Genomic DNA, 19,395 nt, shown 5'->3' on the forward strand with positions numbered 1-19,395 from the left:
GCCGCCCGCCGACCCCGGCACCGCCGACGAGGCGCAGGCGCCCGAGCCGGTCGCCCCGGCCGCCGAGATCCCGGCCCCGGCGACCGAGCCCGAGCCGGTCGCTGCTGCGGAGCCGGCCGCGACCGCTGAGCCCGAGCCCGTCGCCGCGGTCGGCACGTCCACCTCCGGCAGCACGGGCGTGCTCGCTCGGGTGGAGGCGCAGGCGCCCGCACTGCTGGACCTGGCCCGCACTGCCGAGGCCGGCCTGGCGAAGCAGGGCCTGACCGGCCGGCGTGCCACCGTCTACCTGGTGCTGGACCGCTCCGGCTCCATGCGCCGCTACTACAAGGACGGCACCGTCCAGCACTTCGCCGACCGGGTGCACGCGCTGGCGGCGAACCTCGACGACTCCGGCGTCCTGCCCGTGGTGTTCTTCTCCACGGACGTCGACGGCGTCGCCGACATCGCCCTCGACGACCACGCCGGGCGCGTGGAGGCGCTGCACAACGACCTCGGCCACATGGGCCGCACCAACTACCACCTGGCCGTCCAGGCGGTGGTGGAGCACTACGAGAAGTCGGGGTCGAAGGACCCGGCGATCGTCGTCTTCCAGGTCGACGGTGCGCCCACCAGCAAGCCGGCCGCCGAGAAGGCGCTGTGCCAGGCCGCGTCGCTGCCGATCTTCTGGCAGTTCACGGGCTTCGGCGACCCGGAGGCCAAGGGCTTGGACTTCCTGCGCAAACTGGACAACCTGACCGTCCCGGAGAAGCGGCCCGTCGACAACACGGGCTTCTTCCACGCCGGCCTCGAGCCGCGGGAACTCGCCGACGACGAGCTGTTCCAGCAGCTGCTGGTGGAGTTCCCCGAGTGGCTCGCCGAGGTGAAGGACGCGGACATCCTGCGCTGACCGCTGGATGGCGACAGAGCCCACGTCGCCCCCTTTTCCCCGGGATCTCGCCTGGTGGAAAAGGGGGCGCGGCCGCCTCCCGGGGGTCCAGTACGATGTTGACCGTCCGTAGCGTCGCCCCGATGCACTGCGACCTCACTCCGCGTAACGACCTGGGAGCAGCCGGCAATGGCTCGACATCTCATCACCAGCGCCCTTCCGTACATCAACGGGATCAAGCACCTGGGCAACATGGTGGGGTCCATGCTCCCGGCTGACGTGTACGCGCGCTATCTGCGCCAGCGCGGCAACGACGTCCTCTACATCTGCGCCACCGACGAGCACGGCACGCCGGCCGAACTGGCCGCCAAGGAGGCCGGCCTCCCGGTTGCCGAATTCTGCGCTCAGCAGCACGACGCCCAGAAGGCCATCTACGACGGCTTCGCCCTCGACTTCGACCACTTCGGCCGCAGTTCCTCGCCGCAGAACGTCGAGATCACCCAGACGATCGCCCGTGAGCTGAAGGCCAACGGGTTCATCGAGGAGCGGGCGATCCGCCAGGTCTTCTCGATCACCGACGACCGCTTTCTGCCGGACCGATACATCGTCGGCACCTGTCCGCACTGCGGATACGACAAGGCCCGCGGCGACCAGTGCGAGAACTGCACCCGCGTGCTGGACCCGACGGACCTCATCGACGCTCGCTCCGCGATCAGCGGCAGCAGCGATCTGGAGATCCGGGACACGAAGCACCTCTTCCTCCTCCAGTCCAAGCTGGCGGACGAAGTCGACGCCTGGGTGGCCGAGCACGGCAAGGACTGGCCGACGCTCGCCTCCTCCATCGCCCGCAAGTGGCTGACCGAGGGGCTCCAGGACCGGTCCATCACCCGGGACCTGGACTGGGGCGTTCCGGTTCCCGCCGACACGTGGCCGGACCTGGCGGCGGAGGGCAAGGTCTTCTACGTCTGGTTCGACGCGCCGATCGAGTACATCGCGGCGACGAAGGAGTGGGCGGACGCAGCCCCCGACGGCGAGACCCGGGACTGGAAGTCCTGGTGGTACGACGCCGACACCACTGTCCGCTACACGGAGTTCATGGCGAAGGACAACGTCCCGTTCCACACGGTGATGTTCCCGGCGACACTCCTGGGCACCCGCGACCGGTGGAAGAAGGTCGACTACGTCAAGGCCTTCAACTGGCTGAACTACTACGGCGGTAAGTTCTCGACGTCGCAGAAGCGCGGCATCTTCACGGACGCGGCCCTGGAGCTGCTGCCGTCCGACTACTGGCGCTATTTCCTGATGGCGAACGCGCCGGAGTCGGACGACACGTCCTTCTCCTGGGAACTGTTCTCCTCGGTGGTCAACAAGGACCTCGCGGACACCCTCGGCAACTTCGTCAACCGCGTCCTGTCCTTCTCCCGCAAGCGCTTCGGTGACGAGGTGCCGGCCGGTGCCGATGCAGGAGAGGCCGAGCACCGCCTGGGCGAGCAGATCGCGGAACTGCTCACCGAGTACGAGAGCCACATGGAAGCCCTGCAGTTCCGCAAGGCGGCGCACGCTCTGCGCACCCTGTGGAGCGCGGGTAACTCCTACCTGGAGGAGAAGGCCCCCTGGTTGGAGATCAAGACCGACCAGGACGCCGCTGCCTTGACCCTGCGGACCGCGATGAACCTCATCCACCTCTACTCGGTGGTCTCGGAGCCCTTCATCCCCTCGTCCGCGAAGGCGATGCGGTCCGCTTTCCAGCTCGAGTCGGACAACGCCCGCTGGGTCACCGCCGAGGAGGCGCGGGCACTCCGCTCCGTTCCTGCGGGCACCCCCTTCGCTGTCCCGCCGGTGCTCTTCGCCAAGATCACCGAGGAGGAGCTGGCGTCCTACCGCGAGCGCTTCGGCGGCGAAGAAGCGGCCGACACCGCCTGATCCGTCCCGTGCGGAGGCCCGGAACCGTTCGGTTCCGGGCCTCCGCACGTTTCCGGGAGCACTCCTCGCCCGGCCTCAGCGGATCAGCTCGATCGGGCACCGAGCGCCGTTGGCTCGGTGCAGCCGGGCGTCACCCGTGACCAGGGACGTGTGCAGATGCTCGGCGAGAGCCACGTAGGCGGCGTCGTACGGCGTGTAGTTGTGGCGCAGTTGCCAGACTCCGGGCAGCAGAGCGCCGTGCGGCACTCGCTCGATGGGAAGAACCGCCAGCGTTTCGATCGCTCGGCTCGCCTCCCTTCCCGTGATCTTCCGGCCGAGCAGCAGTCCGCGCAGAGCGTTGGCGGCTTCGAGATCGATCACGTCGGGTGCGACGAGCCGTTCTCCGGACAGCCGGGCAGCACAAGCCTTTCCGGTGGGCCCGCCGTCCACCAGGGCAGAGACGAGGACCGAGTTGTCGACAACGATCATTCGCCACGGTCCTCATGCTGCACGGCCACGATGGCGTCCATCGACACCTCGCCGCTCAGCTCCGAGCGAGCGGCCGCCAGCGCCTCGTCGAGCGTGGGCCGCGCCGCTTCTTCCTCCAGCCGGGTGCGCAGGTACTCCTGAAGAGAGCGCCCCGAGTCGGCCGCACGCCGGCGCAGTATGTCGTAGGCGCGGTCGTCCAGGTTTCTGATCTGCACAGTGGCCATGCATGCAAAATAGCGCATATTCAGCGCTGCCACTCAGCCACGTGGCCTCGCCTCCCGGAAACGGGCGCCGTCAGAACCGCCCGGCCGCGACGAACAGGCACGGGGCGAGGATCAGCAGGTTCACGGCGACGTTCCGCGCCTCCGCCGAGCCGCGCCCGGCGGCCCGGTCGGCACGCAGCAGCGAGGTGTGACTGGTGACGGCGCCCAGCATCACGAACGCCAGACCACACGCCGCGAGGGGGGTCAGCGCCGCCGCGATGCCGATGGCCCAGGGCAGGATCAGCCCCGCCACCGCGAACAGTTCACAGGTCGCGGTCGCCTTGATCACCGCGGGCGGGAATGGCGCCACTCCTGTCTGGCCGGACTCGATCAGGCGGTCCTTCGGCATGCTCACCTTGAGCACGCCGGACACCAGGAAAACGGCGGCCAGCAGGACCTACGCGATCCACAACGCGACGTTCACGACGAAGCTCCTTGCAGGGACGGGAATCTCTGCCGGCATAGGCGGCCCGCTACAACGTCCCCCCGCCCGAACGCGACAGCGGCCGTCCCGCAGAGCGGTACGTCGCACCCAAGGAGCACTGCATGTACTCTTGCATGCATGGTGGCTCTCCAGATCCGCGATGTTCCCGAAGACATCCGTGACCGCCTGGCGGCCATAGCGGCCGAGCGCGGGCAGTCACTCCAGACCTACCTCTTCGACCTGATCAATGACGAGGTGCGAAGGCGCGACAACCTCGCGGTCCTGGAGCAGTTCTCTGCCAAGCGGCACGGCACCCGGCTGACGACGGGCGACGTCGTGGGTGCCCTCGAGCACAGCAGAAGCGAGCGGGACAGGACTCTCGACTCACCCATCGGAGAAGCCGAGTGATCGTCGTCGACGCCTCCGTCTACGCCTTCTCGCTGCTAGACGAGGGCACGACCGGTGACCGTTGCCGGGCGGCGTTGGCAGCGGACAGCCGATGGGTCTCTCCCGAACACTGGACCGTCGAGGTGGCCTCGGTGATCCGCGGCAATCTGCTGGGCGGCAAGATCACCCCCGGCCAGGCCCAGGACGCGATGCTCGCCCTCGCCCGCCTCGACCCGGTGGTCCCGCTGACCCGGGTTCTCCTGCCGCGCATGTGGGAGCTCGCCGGCAACCTCACCACCTACGACGCGGCCTACGTGGCCGCAGCGGAGGCGTACGACTGCACTCTCGTCACTGCCGACGGGCGGATGGCACGCGCCTCAGGAGTTCGCTGTCCCGTCGAGATCATCAGCTGAGGTTTCCGCAGAACAACGTCCTCAAGGACGGCACCCCCTGCACCCGAAGGCTCCCGGCGCCCCTCTTCGAGGGGCCTCCGGGAGCCTTCGCTGTCGCGCGCCGGTCCGGGCGCTACTTCGCCGGCTTCGCCGCAGGCTTGCGGATGCTGAGGTGCAGCTCCTTGAGCCGGGCCTCGTCGACCTCGCTCGGCGCGCCCATCAGCAGGTCCTGCGCGTTGCCGTTGAGCGGGAACGCGATCGTCTCGCGGATGTTCGGCTCGTCGGCCAGCAGCATCACGATGCGGTCCACGCCCGGGGCGATGCCGCCGTGCGGCGGGGCACCGAACTTGAACGCGCGCAGCATCCCGCCGAACTCGTTCTCCACGTCCTCGTTGGAGTACCCGGCGATCTCGAACGCCTTGTACATCACGGCAGGCTCGTGGTTACGGATCGCGCCGGAGGACAGCTCGACGCCGTTGCAGACGATGTCATACTGCCAGGCGAGGATGTCCAGCGGGTCCTTGGTCTCCAGCGCCTCGAGGCCGCCCTGCGGCATCGAGAACGGGTTGTGGGAGAACTCGATCTGCCCGGTGTCCTCGTTCTTCTCGAACATCGGGAAGTCGACGATCCAGCAGAACCGGAAGACGTTCTCCTCGAAGTGGCCGGCGCGCCTGGCGGCCTCGACCCGCACCGCGCCCATGATCTTCGAGACCTCGTCGAACTCGCCGGCGCCGAAGAAGACGGAGGTGCCGGGCTTGCCGCCCAGCTCGGCGATGAGCTTCTCGACGTCCTGCTCGGTGAGGAACTTGGCGATCGGGCCGGTCAGCTCGTTGTTGTCGCCGATGCGCACCCAGGCCAGGCCCTTGGCGCCCTGCTCGACGGCGAACTCGCCCATGCCGTCGAAGAACTTCCGCGACTGGCCCGCGGTGTCCGGCACCGGCAGCGCCCGCACGTGCTTGCCGGCGAACGCCTTGAAGCCGGAGTCGGCGAAGATGTGCGAGACGTCGACCAGCTCGAGCTGCGCCCGCAGGTCCGGCTTGTCCGAGCCGTAGCGCAGCATCGCCTCGCGGTAGGGGATGCGCGGGAACGGCGAGGTGCACTCGCGGCCGTTGCCGAACTTGTTGAACAGGTCGGTCATCACCTTCTCGATGACCTGGAAGACATCCTCCTGCTCGACGAAGCTCATCTCGACGTCGAGCTGGTAGAACTCGCCCGGCGAGCGGTCGGCGCGGGCGTCCTCGTCTCGGAAGCACGGCGCGATCTGGAAGTAGCGGTCGAAGCCGGCGATCATCAGCAGCTGCTTGAACTGCTGCGGGGCCTGCGGCAGCGCGTAGAACCGTCCGGCGTGCAGGCGCGAGGGCACCAGGAAGTCGCGGGCGCCCTCGGGACTGGTCGCGGAGAGGATCGGCGTCGTCATCTCGTTGAAGCCGAGCGCGGTCATCTCCTCACGCAGCGTCGCGACGACGGCGGACCGCAGCATGATGTTGCGGTGCATGCGCTCGCGGCGCAGGTCGAGGAAGCGGTACTCGAGGCGCCGCTCCTCGTTCACGCCGTCCTCGGGGAAGACGGTGAAGGGCAGGTGCTCGGCCGCCCCCAGCACCTCGACGTCGGTGACCTCGACCTCGATCTCACCGGTGGGAAGCTCGGGGTTGACGTTGTCCGCGCCGCGCGCCAGCACCTTGCCGTCGACACGGACGACGGTCTCCTTGGTGAGGTGGCTCAGCTTCTCGTTGACGTCGGTGTCGGGCCGGACGACCAGCTGCACGAGACCGTGGTGGTCGCGCAGATCGATGAAGAGGATGCCGCCCAGATTGCGCCGGTTGTGAAGCCAGCCGCTCAGGCGTACGTCGGTGTCGACGTCAGCGGCACGGAGCTCGCCGCAGGTGTGGGACCGGTACCGATGCATCGTTCATCCAAGTCGTCGGATCGAGGTGGGGCGCCCTTGCCGGGCCTGGTGCGGGCCGCTCACGGGGCCGTGTGCAAGCGTACCGGTACCGGCCTCACCGGCGGCCGCTCGTCAAAAGGAGTTAAATCGCCATAAAGTGACAGCATGCGCATGGAGAACGTTCTGAGCGCGGTGGCCACCGGCGTCTGGAGCTGGGACAGCGCCTCCGGCACGACGACGTTCGATGCGGAGTCCGCCCGGTTGCTGGAGCTTCCGCCGATTCCCACGGTGATGGACGAGGCCAGCGTGCGTGCCCATTTCCATCCCGTCGACTGGGCCGAGATCAAGAACGTCGTCGATCTCGCCCTCGCCGAGGGCACCCTCGCCGAGGGCACGCTGCGCATCGTGAACCCGGAGAACGAGGTCGTGCGGGTGGTGCGCTCCCGCTCCCTGCCGCGCCTGCAGGGGGAGTCGCTGCTGCTGGTCGGCACGATGCAGGAGGTGCCCGATCCGCAGCCCGGAACGACCACGGGCCAGGTCCGGGGCGACTGGCGGCGCTCGCGGGAGGCGTTCCTGCTCGACGCCGGACGCGCCCTGGCCGAGGCCCGCTCCACCACCGAGATCCTCCGGGTGACGGCCGGCCTCTCGATGCCCGGCTTCACTCCCGACGGGCAGGCCGTCTTCGGGGTCGAGGGCGACCACCTGCGGATCATCGGCTACCACGGCTACGACGGCTACGACGAGCGCCCGTTCGCCGACATGCCGCTGGACGCCGACTACCCGGCCTGTGAGGTGGTGCGGACCGGCCGGGTCGTCTACCTCCCCTCCTCCGACGACTACCGGGCCCGCTTCCCCGCCGTGTGGCCGCTCGTCGAGAGCTACGGCCGGCTCTCGTGGGCGTATGTGCCGCTGGTCGCGGGCGGGAGGACCATCGGCGCGTGGATGGCCGCCTTCAGCGATCCGGTGCGGTTCACCCCCGACGAACGATCGATCCTGACCACGGTCGCCCGCATGCTCGCCCACGCCCTGTCGCGGACCGCGGCCCGCGAGTCCGAGCAGGAGCTCTCCCTCGGCCTGCAGCGCAGCATGATGCCCACCGTCGAGCCGGACATCGAGGGGATGCAGGTGGCTGCCCGGTACGTCCCCACCGGCGGCGGGCTGGAGATCGGGGGCGACTGGTACGACATGATCCCCCTGCCGTCGGGCCGGATCGCCCTGGTGATCGGCGACGTGCAGGGCCACGACGTACGGGCCGCCGGACTCATGGGACAGTTGCGGATCGCCCTGCGCGCCTACGCCTCCGAGGGCCACCACCCGGATGCGGTGCTCGCCAGGGCGTCCCGTTTTCTCGCCGGTCTCCTCCACCAGCAGGAGGATGCGGATCCGGCAGCCGACGTCGACCCGCGGTTCGCCACCTGCCTCTACATCGAGGTCGACCCGGCCACCGGGACCCTCGACATCGCGCGGGCCGGTCACCCGGATCCGGCGACCCGGCTGACCGACGGCACCCTGCTGGTGCGGCCCACCGCGGGCGGCCTGCCGCTGGGGATCGAGCCGGACACCGACTACCCGACGACCCGGCTGGTGCTGGAGCCCGGCGAGCTGATGCTGGTCTGCACGGACGGGCTGATCGAGACGGGCGGTCACGACCTGGACACCGGGTGGGCACGGCTGCACGCGACCATCGACGCACACTGCGGGGAGCAACTGGAGCAGCTGGCCGACGCGCTCGTCTCGGACGTCCACGGCCCGTCGTCGCACCACACGACGGGTCCGCTCTCCGATCGGCGCGAGGACGACATCGCTCTCCTGCTGCTCGGCCGGGACGCGGTCCCGGCCGGGTCGGAGCCGGAGCCCGTCAGGCAGCTGCACCCGGCCCGCCGCACGGTTCTGACGGTCCCGCAGGCCGAGCACACGCGCGTGTCGGTCGTCCGCGGGCAGCTGAGGCAGCTGATGCACGACTGGAGCGACGTCGAGCAGGTCGACGCGGCCGTGCTGTTGCTGTCCGAGATGGTCACGAACGTTCTGCTGCACACCGACGGGGACGCGATGCTCGTCGCGGAGATGATCGGAAGCCGGGGCGACCGCCGGCTTCGGGTGGACGTGGCGGATCCGAGCGACGAGCTGCCGCGCCGCCGTCAGCCGGGCGAGATGGCCTCGTCGGGGCGCGGGCTGATGATGCTGGAGTTGCTGGCGCACGCGTGGGGCGTGGATCCGCGGGGCGAGGGGAAGTGCATCTGGTTCGAGATCTACGAGGGCGTGTCGGAGCCCGGTTCCGCGGGGCCGGAGCCGGTCGTTCCGGCCATTGCCATGCCGTGATGGTGCAGTTCCCGGACGATCCCCAGAACCGCCGCGGTGAGCGGCACGGCGAGCAGCATGCCGAGGATTCCGGCGAGGCTCGCGCCCGCGGTGATGGCCACCAGGACCGTGGCCGGGTGCATGCGGACGGTCCGGCTCTGGATGACGGGCTGGAGCACGTGCCCCTCCAGCAGTTGCACGGCGAGCACGATGCCGACGGCCCACAGCGCGATGGCGAATCCCCGTTCGGCCAGCGCCACGAGCACCGAGAGCGCCCCTGAGATGAACGCGCCGAGGTAGGGGATGTAGGCGCCGACGAAGACGAGGGCGCCGAGCCCGACGGCCCCGGGGACCCGGAGGATCAGCAGCCCCGCGGCGATGAGGACGGCGTCGATGAGCGCGATGAGGGTGGTGCCGCGCATGAAGCCCTCGACGGCCTCGAACGACTGCCGGGCCATGGCTTCCAGCCTCCGCCCCGTGGCGCCGGGGGCGATCGAATGGAGCAGTCCGGGGAGCCGGTGGCCGTCGCGCAGGAAGAAGAAGGTGAGCAGCAGCGCCAGCACGGCGACGGCGATCAGCTGGCCGACCAGGCCGATGCCGGAGATGAGCCCGGAGGCCGCGGCCCCGCCGAACTTGCTGAAGAGGTCCTTGGCGTTGGACGCGATGTCCTCGAGTGAGGAGCCGGCGGGCCGGAAGCTGTCCTCGAGCTGGCGGGCGACGTGTTCGAGGGAGTCGAGGATCTGGTCGCCGGTATCGAGCAGGGCGTTGACGACGATGAACCCGGCTCCGCCGACGACGGCGACCAGGACGGTGCAGGTCAGGGCTGCGGCCAGGGACCGTTTCATCCTCAGGTGGATCAGTCGGCGGTTGAGCGGCCCGAGCAGGGCGGTCCCGAGGAGGGCGAGGAGCACCGGGGTGACGGCTGCGCGCAGTGTGACGCACAGCCAGACGACCAGGCCGGCCACCGCGGCGACCAGCAGCACCACGGCGCACCATGCCGCCGTGCGGCGTACTGTTCGGGGCAGCAGCGGCTGCGGTGGCCCGGGGTCGCTCGGCACCGTTTCAGCTCATCAGAGACCCGGCCGGTCCGCGCGGGTACGCGGTCCGGCCGGGTGACGGCTGCCGGTGACGGGCTCCCGGCCCGTGGCTACTGGCCGGCGGGGACGGAGCCGAGGCGTCCGGCCTTGAAGTCGTCGAAGGCCTGGGCGAGTTCGGCGCGGGTGTTCATGACGAACGGCCCGTACTGCATCATCGGTTCGCGGATCGGCTGCCCGCCGAGCAGCACCACCTCGAAGTTGGGGCTGCGGGACTCCTGGCTCTCGTCGGCCCGGACGGTGATCGAGTCGCCCTTGCCGAACACGACCGACTGCCCGGTGCGGAAGGCGCGGTCCCCGGCGGTGCCGCCTCCGGCCAGGCCGTAGGCGAGGGCGTTGAAGTCGGACCGCCAGGGCAGGGTGAGTTCGGCGCCGGGGTTCAGCGTCGCGTGGATCATCACGATCGGCGTGTGGGTGCGACCCGGCCCCTGGTGGCCGTCGACGTCGCCGGCGATCACGCGGAGCAGCGCGCCGCCGTCGTGCGAGGTCAGCAGGGTGACGTTGCCGCCGCCGATGTCCTGGTACTTCGGCGGCATCAACTTGTCCTTGCGCGGCAGGTTCACCCACAGTTGGAGGCCGTGGAACAGGCCGCCGCTCACGACGAGCGACTCCGGCGGCGCCTCGATGTGGAGCAGGCCGCTGCCGGCCGTCATCCACTGGGTGTCGCCGCCGTTGATGGTTCCGCCGCCACCGTGCGAGTCCTGGTGCACGAAGGTGCCGTCGATCAGGTAGGTGACGGTCTCGAAGCCGCGGTGCGGGTGCCAGGGCGTGCCCTTGGGCTCGCCGGGGGCGTACTCCACCTCACCCATCTGGTCCATCATGATGAACGGGTCGAGGTGCTGGTAGTCGATACCGGCGAACGCCCGGCGGACCGGGAAGCCCTCCCCCTCGAAGCCGCTGGGAGCGGTCGAGACGGCGAGTACGGGTCGCGGGGCGGCACCGTCGCCGGGCCGGGCGACGCGCGGCAGGGTCAACGGGTTCTCAACGGTCACTGCGGGCATGCGGGCCTCCTCGGCGTCGCCTCGAATTTAGTTGAATGGTGAACATCATGCAAGGGGCCGTTCATTCCCGGACCACCCGAGCCACCCCGGCGCGACCGGCCGGCGCCCCGGGAACGCGAACGGGCCCCACCCGCGTGGGTGAGGCCCGGAGGCACGACCGGTCGACCGCCCCGGCGACGAAACGGCTCAGCCGTACATGTGCCGCATGGCGAAGTCGACCATCTCCTCCACGGACCGGGCGTCGAAGACCATCCGGTGCTCGCCCTCCATGTCGAGGACGAAGCCGTAGCCCGTCGGCAGCAGGTCGAGGACCTCGGCGCCGGTGATGACGAAGTACTTGGACTCCTTGCCCGCGTACCGGCGCAGCTCCTTGAGCGAGGTGAACATCGGGATCACCGGCTGCTGGGTGTTGTGCAGGGCGAGGAAACCGGGCCCCTCCCCGCGGGGGCAGTAGACCTTCGACGTGGAGAAGACCTGCTGGAACTCCTCCGCCGAGGTCGAGCCGGTGGTGAAGGCCCGCACCGCGTCGGCGAGCGAGGGCGGCGACGGCTCCGGGTAGTGCGGCTGGCCCCCGTAACCTCCGGGCCCGGGCGGGGGCTGCGTGGCGCCGTAGTGCTGGTGGCCGGCGCTCGCGTTCTGGTCGTAGCCGTACATGCGCCAAAGAGTACTGAGTCACATCCGGGCGCGGAGGGGGGCCGCCGGTGCGGGTGCCGTTTCCCGCCACGGCCCACGCACCACGGATACCGGACGGGCCCGGCTAGAGCTCCGTCACAGTGACCGGGAAGGGGGTTGCTTCTTATTACCGACGGGTAGCATCATGGAGATTACCGATTGGTACGCACTACCGGACCCTGTCTTCCGAGTCTTACGGAGCCGTCGCCATGGGGCACTACAAGTCGAATCTCCGCGACATCGAGTTCAACCTCTTCGAGGTCCTCGGGCGCGACAAGCTGTACGGCACCGGCCCGTTCGCGGAGATGGACGTCGACACCGCGAAGAGCGTGCTCGAGGAGCTCGCCCGTCTCGCCGAGAACGACCTGGCCGCGTCCTACGCGGACGCCGACCGCAACCCGCCGGTCTTCGACCCCGAGACGAACACCGCGCCGATCCCGGCGAGCTTCAAGAAGAGCTTCCAGGCCTTCATGGACTCCGAGTACTGGCGTCTGGGCCTGCCGGAGGAGATCGGCGGCACCCCCGCGCCGTCCACCCTGATCTGGTCCTACGCGGAGCTGATCCTCGGCGCCAACCCGGCGATCTGGATGTACGCCTCCGGCCCGGCGTTCGCCGGCATCCTGCACACCGAGGGCAACGAGACGCAGAAGCACATCGCGCAGCTCGCGGTCGACAAGCAGTGGGGCTCGACCATGGTCCTCACCGAGCCGGACGCCGGTTCGGACGTCGGCGCCGGCCGCACCAAGGCCGTGCAGCAGGAGGACGGCTCCTGGCACATCGAGGGCGTGAAGCGCTTCATCACCTCGGGTGAGCACGACATGGCCGAGAACATCATCCACTACGTGCTGGCCCGCCCCGAGGGCGCCGGACCGGGCACCAAGGGCCTGTCGCTGTTCATGGTCCCGAAGTACGAGTTCGACTTCGAGACCGGCGAACTGGGCGAGCGCAACGGCGTGTACGCCACCAACGTCGAGCACAAGATGGGCCTCAAGGCGTCCAACACGTGCGAGATGACGTTCGGCGACCGCCACCCCGCCAAGGGCTGGCTGATCGGTGACAAGCACGACGGCATCCGCCAGATGTTCATGATCATCGAGTTCGCCCGGATGATGGTCGGCACGAAGGCCATCGCCACCCTCTCCACCGGCTATCTCAACGCCCTCGAGTACGCCACCGAGCGCGTGCAGGGCCCGGACCTGGCGCAGTTCATGGACAAGACCGCGCCGAAGGTCACCATCACGCACCACCCGGACGTGCGCCGCTCGCTGATGACGCAGAAGGCGTACGCCGAGGGCATGCGCTCCCTGGTCCTCTACACCGCCTCGATCCAGGACGCGATCGCGTTCAAGGAGGCCGGCGGCGAGGACACCAAGGAGCTGCACGCCCTCAACGACCTGCTCCTGCCGATCGTCAAGGGCTACGGCTCCGAGCGGTCCTACGAGCAGCTCGCCCAGTCCCTGCAGACCTTCGGCGGCTCCGGCTACCTGCAGGAGTACCCGATCGAGCAGTACATCCGGGACGCCAAGATCGACACCCTCTACGAGGGCACCACGGCGATCCAGGGCCAGGACTACTTCTTCCGCAAGATCGTCCGGAACCAGGGCCAGGCGCTGACCGGCCTGTCCGACGAGATCAAGAAGTTCCTGGCGGAGGCCCCGGGCGGCGAGGACCTCGCCCCGGCCCGCGACCAGCTGGCCAAGGCCGCGGTGGACCTCGAGGCGATCGTCGGCGCCATGCTGACCGACCTGGCCGGCACCGAGCAGGACGTGAAGTCGATCTACAAGGTCGGCCTCAACACCACGCGCCTGCTGATGTCCTCCGGTGACGTCGTCGTCGGCTACCTGCTGCTCAAGGGCGCCGCCGTGGCGGCCGAGAAGCTGCCGAGCGCGTCCGCCAAGGACAAGGCGTTCTACCAGGGCAAGATCGCTGCCGCGAAGTTCTTCGCGCAGAACATCCTGCCGGACGTCTCCGTGCAGCGCGGGATCGCCGAGACCGTCGACCAGTCCCTGATGGAGCTGGACGAGGCCGCGTTCTGATCCGCGACCGGTGAACCGGTGGGCGGCCCCGGCCGCCCACCGCCTCCCGACCGCCAGACCCCCGGACCGGGCTGCACCCCGGATCGGGGGTCTCGGCTTGTCCGGGGGTTCTGCGGCGCCGGTCAGCGGGGCGCGCGGGCGAGGTCCGCCGGGTCGAGGTCGAACGGGAACGGCCGCCCGATGCGGGTGGTGGCCCCCGCGAGGGCGGTGAGGCGGTCGGCGTACGTCCCCTGGTGCAGTTCGCTGACGATCAGCCGCGGCATGGGTACCAGGTCCAGACGCCAGTACGCGGCGATACCGGCCGCGGCGTAGAGCGCGGGCTTCGTCTTGAGATCCGTGATCCGGGTCGACGGCGACAGGATCTCGATGACCACGAGCACCTCGTGCGGATCGACGGTCACCTCGGCGTCCGCCGCGAAGTCGGCGTTCACGACGACGATGTCCGGGATCAGGAGCCCGTCCGGAACCGGCAGGTTGACCGCTTCCAGCACCTCCACGCCGGCGTCGCAGGCATCCGCCGCTCGTTGAAGAAGATCCCGCAACCGGTAGCTCACCCGCTGGTGGGGCACCCCGGGGTTGGGCGTCATGAGCAGCGCACCGCCCACCAACTCGATCCGGTGCCGGGGATCCTCGGGCAGGGCGAGGACGTCATCGACCGTCCAGGGTCCGCTGTGCGACTCGTACGCGACACTCATGTCCTCCGCCTCCTCCCGGTGGCCTCCAGTGTGACCCGGCCGGGGGACCGATGTCCTGCTGCGCCACCGGAATCACGCTCCGGGATGGTCAGGCATCGGCCCTGCGGGCCTCACGCCGGTCGGGGACGGGGCCACGCACCGCCGTCCGGCCGCTCCGCAGCCCGGCGCGGACCGTGGCTGCGTGGCGTCTGACGCGTTCGACCTCGGGGGCGTCGACCGGTGCCGGTGATCTTCCGGCGGCCTGCTCGCGGCAGTCGCGGCAGAGTCCGCCGGGGAGCGCCGACGGTGATCCCGGCGCGCGGCACACCGTGCACTCCATCGACAGCAGCGCGGCGCGGGCCGGCGCCTCGCCCGCTGCTGGGGCCGGCGACGGGAGCAGCGGTGGCATCTTCGCGGTCAGCCGGTTCTCGGCGAGCGCCCGCGGGCTGTGGACCCGCTCCGGCAGGCCCGCGGTCAGGGCCACGGTCATCTGTGCGCCGCTCGTCCCCCTGCGCAGCCACTCACGGGCCAGGGGGTCGAGGGCTGCGCAGTCGGCGGCGGAGAGCGTCATCCGGGGATCGGTCTCACCGAGGCGGGCCAGGACGGTGTACGCCCGGCCTGGATCGGCGCCCCGCACGAGCCCGGGGGTGGCGGTGTCGGTCGTTCCCGGCGGCTCGGTGGGGCGTTCGGGGGTCGGCCCGGCGTCGCCGGTCTGCGCGACGGGTGCGGGGGCGGTCGTCGGGACGGAGCTCCCGGCGGGCGTCACGGCGGTCTCCTGCCACCGCGTCATGTCGCAGCCCCGGTGGTAGGCCGCCCACCAGGCGTCGTCGTGCGGCTCGCGGGAGAAGTGGGTCCGGGTCACCCAGTGGCCGCCCGGCACCAGCTCCTTGAAGCGGCGCAAGTGCCCGGCCTCGGCCAGTCGCCTCAGGGCGGTTCCCAACGCGCAGGGGCCGTAATCGAGTTCGGTCGCGAGCGCCTTGATGCCGATCGCAGCGCCCTCGGGGAGCCGGTCGATCCAGGCGGCGATCGCCGCCTCACGCCTGGGCAGATGTGCGAAGTCATCCGCCCGACAAGGGCGTTCGGCGGGAACGGTCCGCTTTCCGAAGCCGGGCTTGGCCATCGCCGGGGCGGAGGAGGACGGGGAAACGCTAAAATCGGCAGAAGCCATCGGATCGCGCTTTCGATCTCGTTGGTCAGACCCCCGCAGGTGTTGTCAGCACCTGGCGGGGGTCGTTGCTTGTGGCGGCACGCTACAACGAAACTCCGATGTGTCGTCAAATCATCACTATTAGTCATACGAACTGGTCACGCCGCCCCACCGGGCACGCGCGGACGCCGCGCGAGGCACAAGGGGTGGGTGGGCGGGAACAAACCCCACCTCCCGTTCCTCACAGAAGAGTCCCGGATCCCGAGTCCGGTGCCCCGCGCCCCGGAACCCGGGGCGTTCCGGCCACGATCCGGCCGAACCGACCGGATCGCCCCCGGACCTGACCGGTTCACGTTCGCGGCAAGACCGCCGATCCGGCCAACTCGCCCTCCATAGACACTTTTTGGCCGATCGCTGATCGCCGAGCTGAGACACTGGCGTCCGTGCGTGTGTCGATGCTGGGGTCCTTCGAGATCCGGGACGGGAGCGGCCGGCCCGTCGCCCTCGGCGGCCGACGGGTCGCCATGCTGCTCGCACGGCTGGCCCTCTCGCCCGGGACGCTCGTCCCCACCGGAACGCTCATCGACGACCTGTGGGAGGACGACCCGCCCGGCGACGGCTCCGGCGCCCTCCACCGCCTGGTCTCCCGCGCCCGGCAGTCGCTGCGGCGGCACGGCGTCGAGGACCTGACCGTCGTCTCCCGATCCGGCGGCTACGAACTGACGGCCGATCCGGACCAGGTCGACACCCACCGCTTCGAGCACCTCGCCGCGCTGGGCCGGAGGCAGTTGCGCGCCGGGTCACCCACCGAGGCCGGCGGCACCCTGGCCGAGTGCCTGGACCTGTGGCGCGGCGCACCCCTCATGGACTTCGCCGCCAACGACTTCGCCTCCCGCGCCGCCCGCCGGCTCGAGGAACTCCACATCAACGCGGCCGAGGACAACGCCGAGGCCGAGCTCGCGCTCGGGCACGCGGCGCGGACGATCCTGGAACTGCGGACCCTGTGCGACGCGCACCCCTTGCGCGAGCGGCCCGTCGGCCTGCTGATCCGCGCCCTGTGCGCGACGGACCGGCAGGCCGAGGCCCTGCTCGCGTACGAACGCCTCCGGACCGCGCTGGACGAGACCCTCGGCGTGGTGCCCTCGGCATCACTGCGCGAACTGCACACCGACGTCCTGCGCGGCCGGGTCGGCCCCGCAGGCCGGGACACGGGCGTGCCCGCGGAACGCGGCACCGCACCCGGCGCCGCGACCGCCACCGGGCCCGCGTCCCCACCCCAGCCACAGCCGCGGCCGCAGCCCGGACTCCCGTCCCGGCTCACCCGGTTCGTCGGCCGGGAAGCCGAATCGGAGCGCCTCACCGCCGCCTTCGGCACCTCACGGCTGGCCACCCTCTACGGCCCCGGTGGCGCCGGGAAGACCCGGCTCGCCACCGAGTTCGCCGCCCGGAGCCAGGAGACGTCCCTCGGTTTCCACGGCTTCGTCGAGCTGGCGCCGGTCGGCAACGGGCAGGACCTCGCCGAGTACGTCACCGCGGCCCTCGGGCTGAACGGGCCGCGCCGCCCCGACCACTCCCCGGCGGGGCACAGCGCCTTCCACCAGCTGGCGGACGCGCTGTCGTCCCGGCCCGGCCTGCTCGTCCTCGACAACTGCGAGCACCTCATCGCCCAGACCGCCCGGTTCGCCGGGCAGCTCCTGGCCCGGTGCCGGGAGTTACGGATCCTCGCCACCAGCCGCGAACCACTGGTCATCACCGGCGAGGTGCTGTGCCGGGTGGGCCCGCTGGAGCTGCCCGGCTCCCCGGAGGAGGCGGAGCGGTCCACCGCCGTCCAGCTCTTCTGCGACCGGGCCCGCCTGGTCCGCCCGGACTTCGCCCTGCACGCGGACAACACCGCCCAGGTCGTCGAGATATGCCGCCAGTTGGACGGACTCCCGCTCGCCATCGAACTGGCCGCCGCCCGGCTGCGCTCGATGTCCGTCGAGCAGGTCGCCGGCCGCCTGGACGACCGCTTCCGCCTGCTCGCCGACGGCAGCCGGTCGTCCAGCGCACGCCATCGCACCCTGCGGGCCATGATGGACTGGAGCTGGGACCTGCTCAGCGGGCCCGAAAGGACCCTGGCACGGCGGATGTCGGCGGTCCCGGGCACCATGTCCGCGGAGACCGCGGTGGCAGTCTGCGCCGACCCGGATGTCCCCGAGGACGAGATCCTCTACCTGCTGTCCGCGCTCACCGACAAGTCCCTGGTGCAGGTGCGGGAGAGCCCCCGCGGCGCCATCCGCTACGGGATGCCGGAGACGGCCCGCGCGTACTGCCGGGAGCGGCTCCTGGAGGCCGGGGAGGCGGACCGGACCGAGGCCGCCTGCGCCCGGCACTTCCTGGACCTGGTGGAGCGCGCCGCCGCCGGCCTGCGCGGGACGGACCAGCCGGAGTGCATCGCCCGGCTGGACGCCGAGCACGACAACGCGCTGTCCGCCCTGCGCCGCGCGGTCGAGCGCGACGACGTGGAGGCGTCCGTCCGTTTCGGGCTGGCCCTGTGCTGGTACTGGGTGATGCGCGGCCGGTACACCGAGGCCGCAGGCTGGCTCGCGGAGCTGCTGCGTTTCGGCGACCGGATCCCGGAGCAGGCGGCGGCGTTGTTCTCCGCCGTGCGGCTGGTGCTCCCCGCCCCGGTCGGCGAGGACCGGCAGGCGGCGCTGCGCGAGGCCGCCGAGCGGGCCCGGGCCTGCCACGCCATGGAGGTCTATCCACTGCTGGCCCTCATCGAGCCCAAGTGCCGCCAGATGACGGGGGGTTACGAAGGGCTCGTCGAGGCTGCCGAGCGGGCCGTCCGGCACGACGACCCCTGGGCACGTGCCACCGGCGTCGCGGCGCTCGGCTTCGCCGCCGAGGCCGCCGGGGACGCAGCCGTCGCCGAGGAACACCTGGGCGCGGCGCTGGACCTGTTCCGGGAGCTCGGGGACCGGTGGTCCACCGGACAGCTCACCATGATGCTGTCGAAGTTCCGCTCGCTGCGCGGTGACAACGATGCCGCGCTCGCCTGCCTGCGGGAGGCACGGGACGCGGTGCAGCAGGTCGGCTCCGCGGAGGACCTGGTGCAGATACTGCTCCGGCTGGGCACCGAGCAGATCCGCGCCGGCGACCTCGACGCGGCCGGGGCAGCTTTCCGCGAGGCGCTGCACATGGTGCGCTACCCGATGCCCGAGTACGAGGTACTGGTGACCACCGGCCTCGGCGAGCTGGCCGTCGCCCGGGGCCGGCCGGACGCTGCGCGGGAGCACTTCGCGCAGGCCGTGGCGAAGCTCGGCGACGCCGTGTTCGACCAGGAGTTCCTGCGGATCGAGATCCTGCGGGGCCTGGGCGCGCTGGCGCTCGCCGAGGGCGACGTCGAGCAGGCGCGGGCGGCGGTCCGGGACGTGCTGCGGACGGCTGCTCCCTTCAACGACCTGAGTGTGCCGGCCCCGGCCGCCGAGCTGTGCGCGGCCACGGAGCTGCGCGAGGGGGACGCCGAGGCATCGGCCCGGCTGCTGGGCGCCGCCACCAGTCTGCGCGGGCGGCGGGACGACGGCAGCCCGCTGGTGCGCGAGCTGCTGCGCGAACTGACCGGCCTGCTCGGGCAGGAGGAGTTCGAGCGCCACTACGGGACCGGAACCTCGCTGACGCAGAAGGACGCCCTCGCGCTACTGCACGGGATGCTGGGCGAGGACATGTCCGGCCGATCACATGGCGACGTCGGCGACGGCGACGTCCGGGCCGAGTAGTGCAGTGGGAGGGCCCGGATACCTGTGCCCCGCCCACGACCGGCTCCAGGGCTGCGGCTGCTCCGAGGCGTGCCGGGACGCTGCTGATGGGCCGGACCGACCGGCCGT

At 70.8% G+C, this 19,395-nt stretch carries 16 protein-coding genes; 7 read left to right on the forward strand and 9 right to left on the reverse strand.

Annotated elements, in window-relative coordinates:
* Both M1E25_RS11535 and metG read left to right on the forward strand, forming a co-directional pair.
* A partial coding sequence (locus M1E25_RS11535) for a VWA domain-containing protein (RefSeq protein ID WP_308290415.1) occupies window positions 1–886 on the forward strand: 886 nt, incomplete at its 5' end.
* A gap of 168 nt (window positions 887–1,054) precedes the next feature.
* Window positions 1,055–2,788 (forward strand): methionine--tRNA ligase, encoded by a 1,734-nt coding sequence (gene metG / locus M1E25_RS11540; protein ID WP_251413671.1) that lies wholly within the window; start codon window positions 1,055–1,057, stop codon window positions 2,786–2,788.
* Between the two features lie 75 nt (window positions 2,789–2,863).
* Here metG and M1E25_RS11545 read toward each other — a convergent pair whose 3' ends face one another.
* From M1E25_RS11545 to M1E25_RS11555, 3 genes are all read right to left on the reverse strand, one after another.
* On the reverse strand, window positions 2,864–3,256 hold the full coding sequence (locus M1E25_RS11545; protein ID WP_251413674.1) for a type II toxin-antitoxin system VapC family toxin: 393 nt from the start codon (window positions 3,254–3,256) through the stop codon (window positions 2,864–2,866).
* Window positions 3,253–3,480, reverse strand: coding sequence for a FitA-like ribbon-helix-helix domain-containing protein (locus M1E25_RS11550; protein ID WP_251413677.1), 228 nt, complete (start codon window positions 3,478–3,480; stop codon window positions 3,253–3,255). The genes M1E25_RS11545 and M1E25_RS11550 overlap by 4 nt, the downstream gene beginning before the upstream one ends.
* 70 nt (window positions 3,481–3,550) lie before the next feature.
* Window positions 3,551–3,913 carry a DoxX family protein gene (locus tag M1E25_RS11555; protein WP_308290417.1) on the reverse strand — a complete coding sequence of 121 codons (363 nt, stop codon included), beginning with the start codon at window positions 3,911–3,913 and terminating at the stop codon, window positions 3,551–3,553.
* A 168-nt stretch (window positions 3,914–4,081) separates the two neighbouring features.
* On the opposite strand from M1E25_RS11555, the gene M1E25_RS11560 reads away from it, so the two are divergent.
* Together M1E25_RS11560 and M1E25_RS11565 are read left to right on the forward strand one after the other, a co-directional pair.
* Window positions 4,082–4,351 (forward strand): hypothetical protein, encoded by a 270-nt coding sequence (locus M1E25_RS11560; RefSeq protein ID WP_251413681.1) that lies wholly within the window; start codon window positions 4,082–4,084, stop codon window positions 4,349–4,351.
* A complete protein-coding gene (locus M1E25_RS11565) occupies window positions 4,348–4,743 on the forward strand; it encodes a type II toxin-antitoxin system VapC family toxin (RefSeq protein ID WP_251413684.1) in 396 nt (131 codons plus the stop codon). Before M1E25_RS11560 ends, M1E25_RS11565 begins: the two co-directional genes overlap by 4 nt.
* A 112-nt stretch (window positions 4,744–4,855) precedes the next feature.
* Here the strand turns inward: M1E25_RS11565 and aspS are convergent, their stop codons facing one another.
* Window positions 4,856–6,628, reverse strand: a complete 1,773-nt coding sequence (gene aspS / locus M1E25_RS11570) for an aspartate--tRNA ligase (protein ID WP_251413686.1) — start codon at window positions 6,626–6,628, stop codon at window positions 4,856–4,858.
* 144 nt (window positions 6,629–6,772) lie between these two features.
* On the opposite strand from aspS, the gene M1E25_RS11575 reads away from it, so the two are divergent.
* Window positions 6,773–8,926 (forward strand): ATP-binding SpoIIE family protein phosphatase, encoded by a 2,154-nt coding sequence (locus tag M1E25_RS11575; protein ID WP_251413688.1) that lies wholly within the window; start codon window positions 6,773–6,775, stop codon window positions 8,924–8,926.
* Here M1E25_RS11575 and M1E25_RS11580 read toward each other — a convergent pair.
* The 3 genes from M1E25_RS11580 to M1E25_RS11590 form a co-directional block, all read right to left on the reverse strand.
* Window positions 8,857–9,963 (reverse strand): AI-2E family transporter, encoded by a 1,107-nt coding sequence (locus M1E25_RS11580; RefSeq protein WP_251413690.1) that lies wholly within the window; start codon window positions 9,961–9,963, stop codon window positions 8,857–8,859. The two genes, M1E25_RS11575 and M1E25_RS11580, sit on opposite strands and share 70 nt — an antisense overlap.
* Before the next feature lie 89 nt (window positions 9,964–10,052).
* A complete protein-coding gene (locus M1E25_RS11585; RefSeq protein ID WP_251413693.1) occupies window positions 10,053–11,000 on the reverse strand; it encodes a pirin family protein in 948 nt (315 codons plus the stop codon).
* 186 nt (window positions 11,001–11,186) lie between these two features.
* Entirely contained in the window at window positions 11,187–11,654 is a 468-nt protein-coding gene (locus M1E25_RS11590) for an SseB family protein (RefSeq protein ID WP_251413696.1), read from the reverse strand.
* A 227-nt stretch (window positions 11,655–11,881) separates the two neighbouring features.
* Between M1E25_RS11590 and M1E25_RS11595 the strand changes: the two genes are divergently transcribed.
* Window positions 11,882–13,708 (forward strand): acyl-CoA dehydrogenase, encoded by a 1,827-nt coding sequence (locus M1E25_RS11595; protein WP_251413699.1) that lies wholly within the window; start codon window positions 11,882–11,884, stop codon window positions 13,706–13,708.
* 122 nt (window positions 13,709–13,830) lie between these two features.
* On the opposite strand, the gene M1E25_RS11600 is transcribed toward M1E25_RS11595, so the two are convergent.
* Entirely contained in the window at window positions 13,831–14,403 is a 573-nt protein-coding gene (locus M1E25_RS11600; protein ID WP_251413701.1) for a Uma2 family endonuclease, read from the reverse strand.
* Window positions 14,404–14,491: 88 nt separating this feature from the next.
* Window positions 14,492–15,502 carry a hypothetical protein gene (locus M1E25_RS11605; protein ID WP_251413703.1) on the reverse strand — a complete coding sequence of 337 codons (1,011 nt, stop codon included), beginning with the start codon at window positions 15,500–15,502 and terminating at the stop codon, window positions 14,492–14,494.
* Between the two features lie 470 nt (window positions 15,503–15,972).
* Between M1E25_RS11605 and M1E25_RS11610 the strand changes: the two genes are divergently transcribed.
* Window positions 15,973–19,287: an AfsR/SARP family transcriptional regulator gene (locus M1E25_RS11610; protein ID WP_251413713.1), complete on the forward strand. Its 3,315-nt coding sequence runs from the start codon at window positions 15,973–15,975 to the stop codon at window positions 19,285–19,287.
* The last annotated feature ends 108 nt before the right edge of the window (window positions 19,288–19,395 follow it).

The organism is Streptomyces meridianus, from assembly GCF_023703325.1.
Lineage (GTDB): Bacteria > Actinomycetota > Actinomycetes > Streptomycetales > Streptomycetaceae > Streptomyces > Streptomyces meridianus.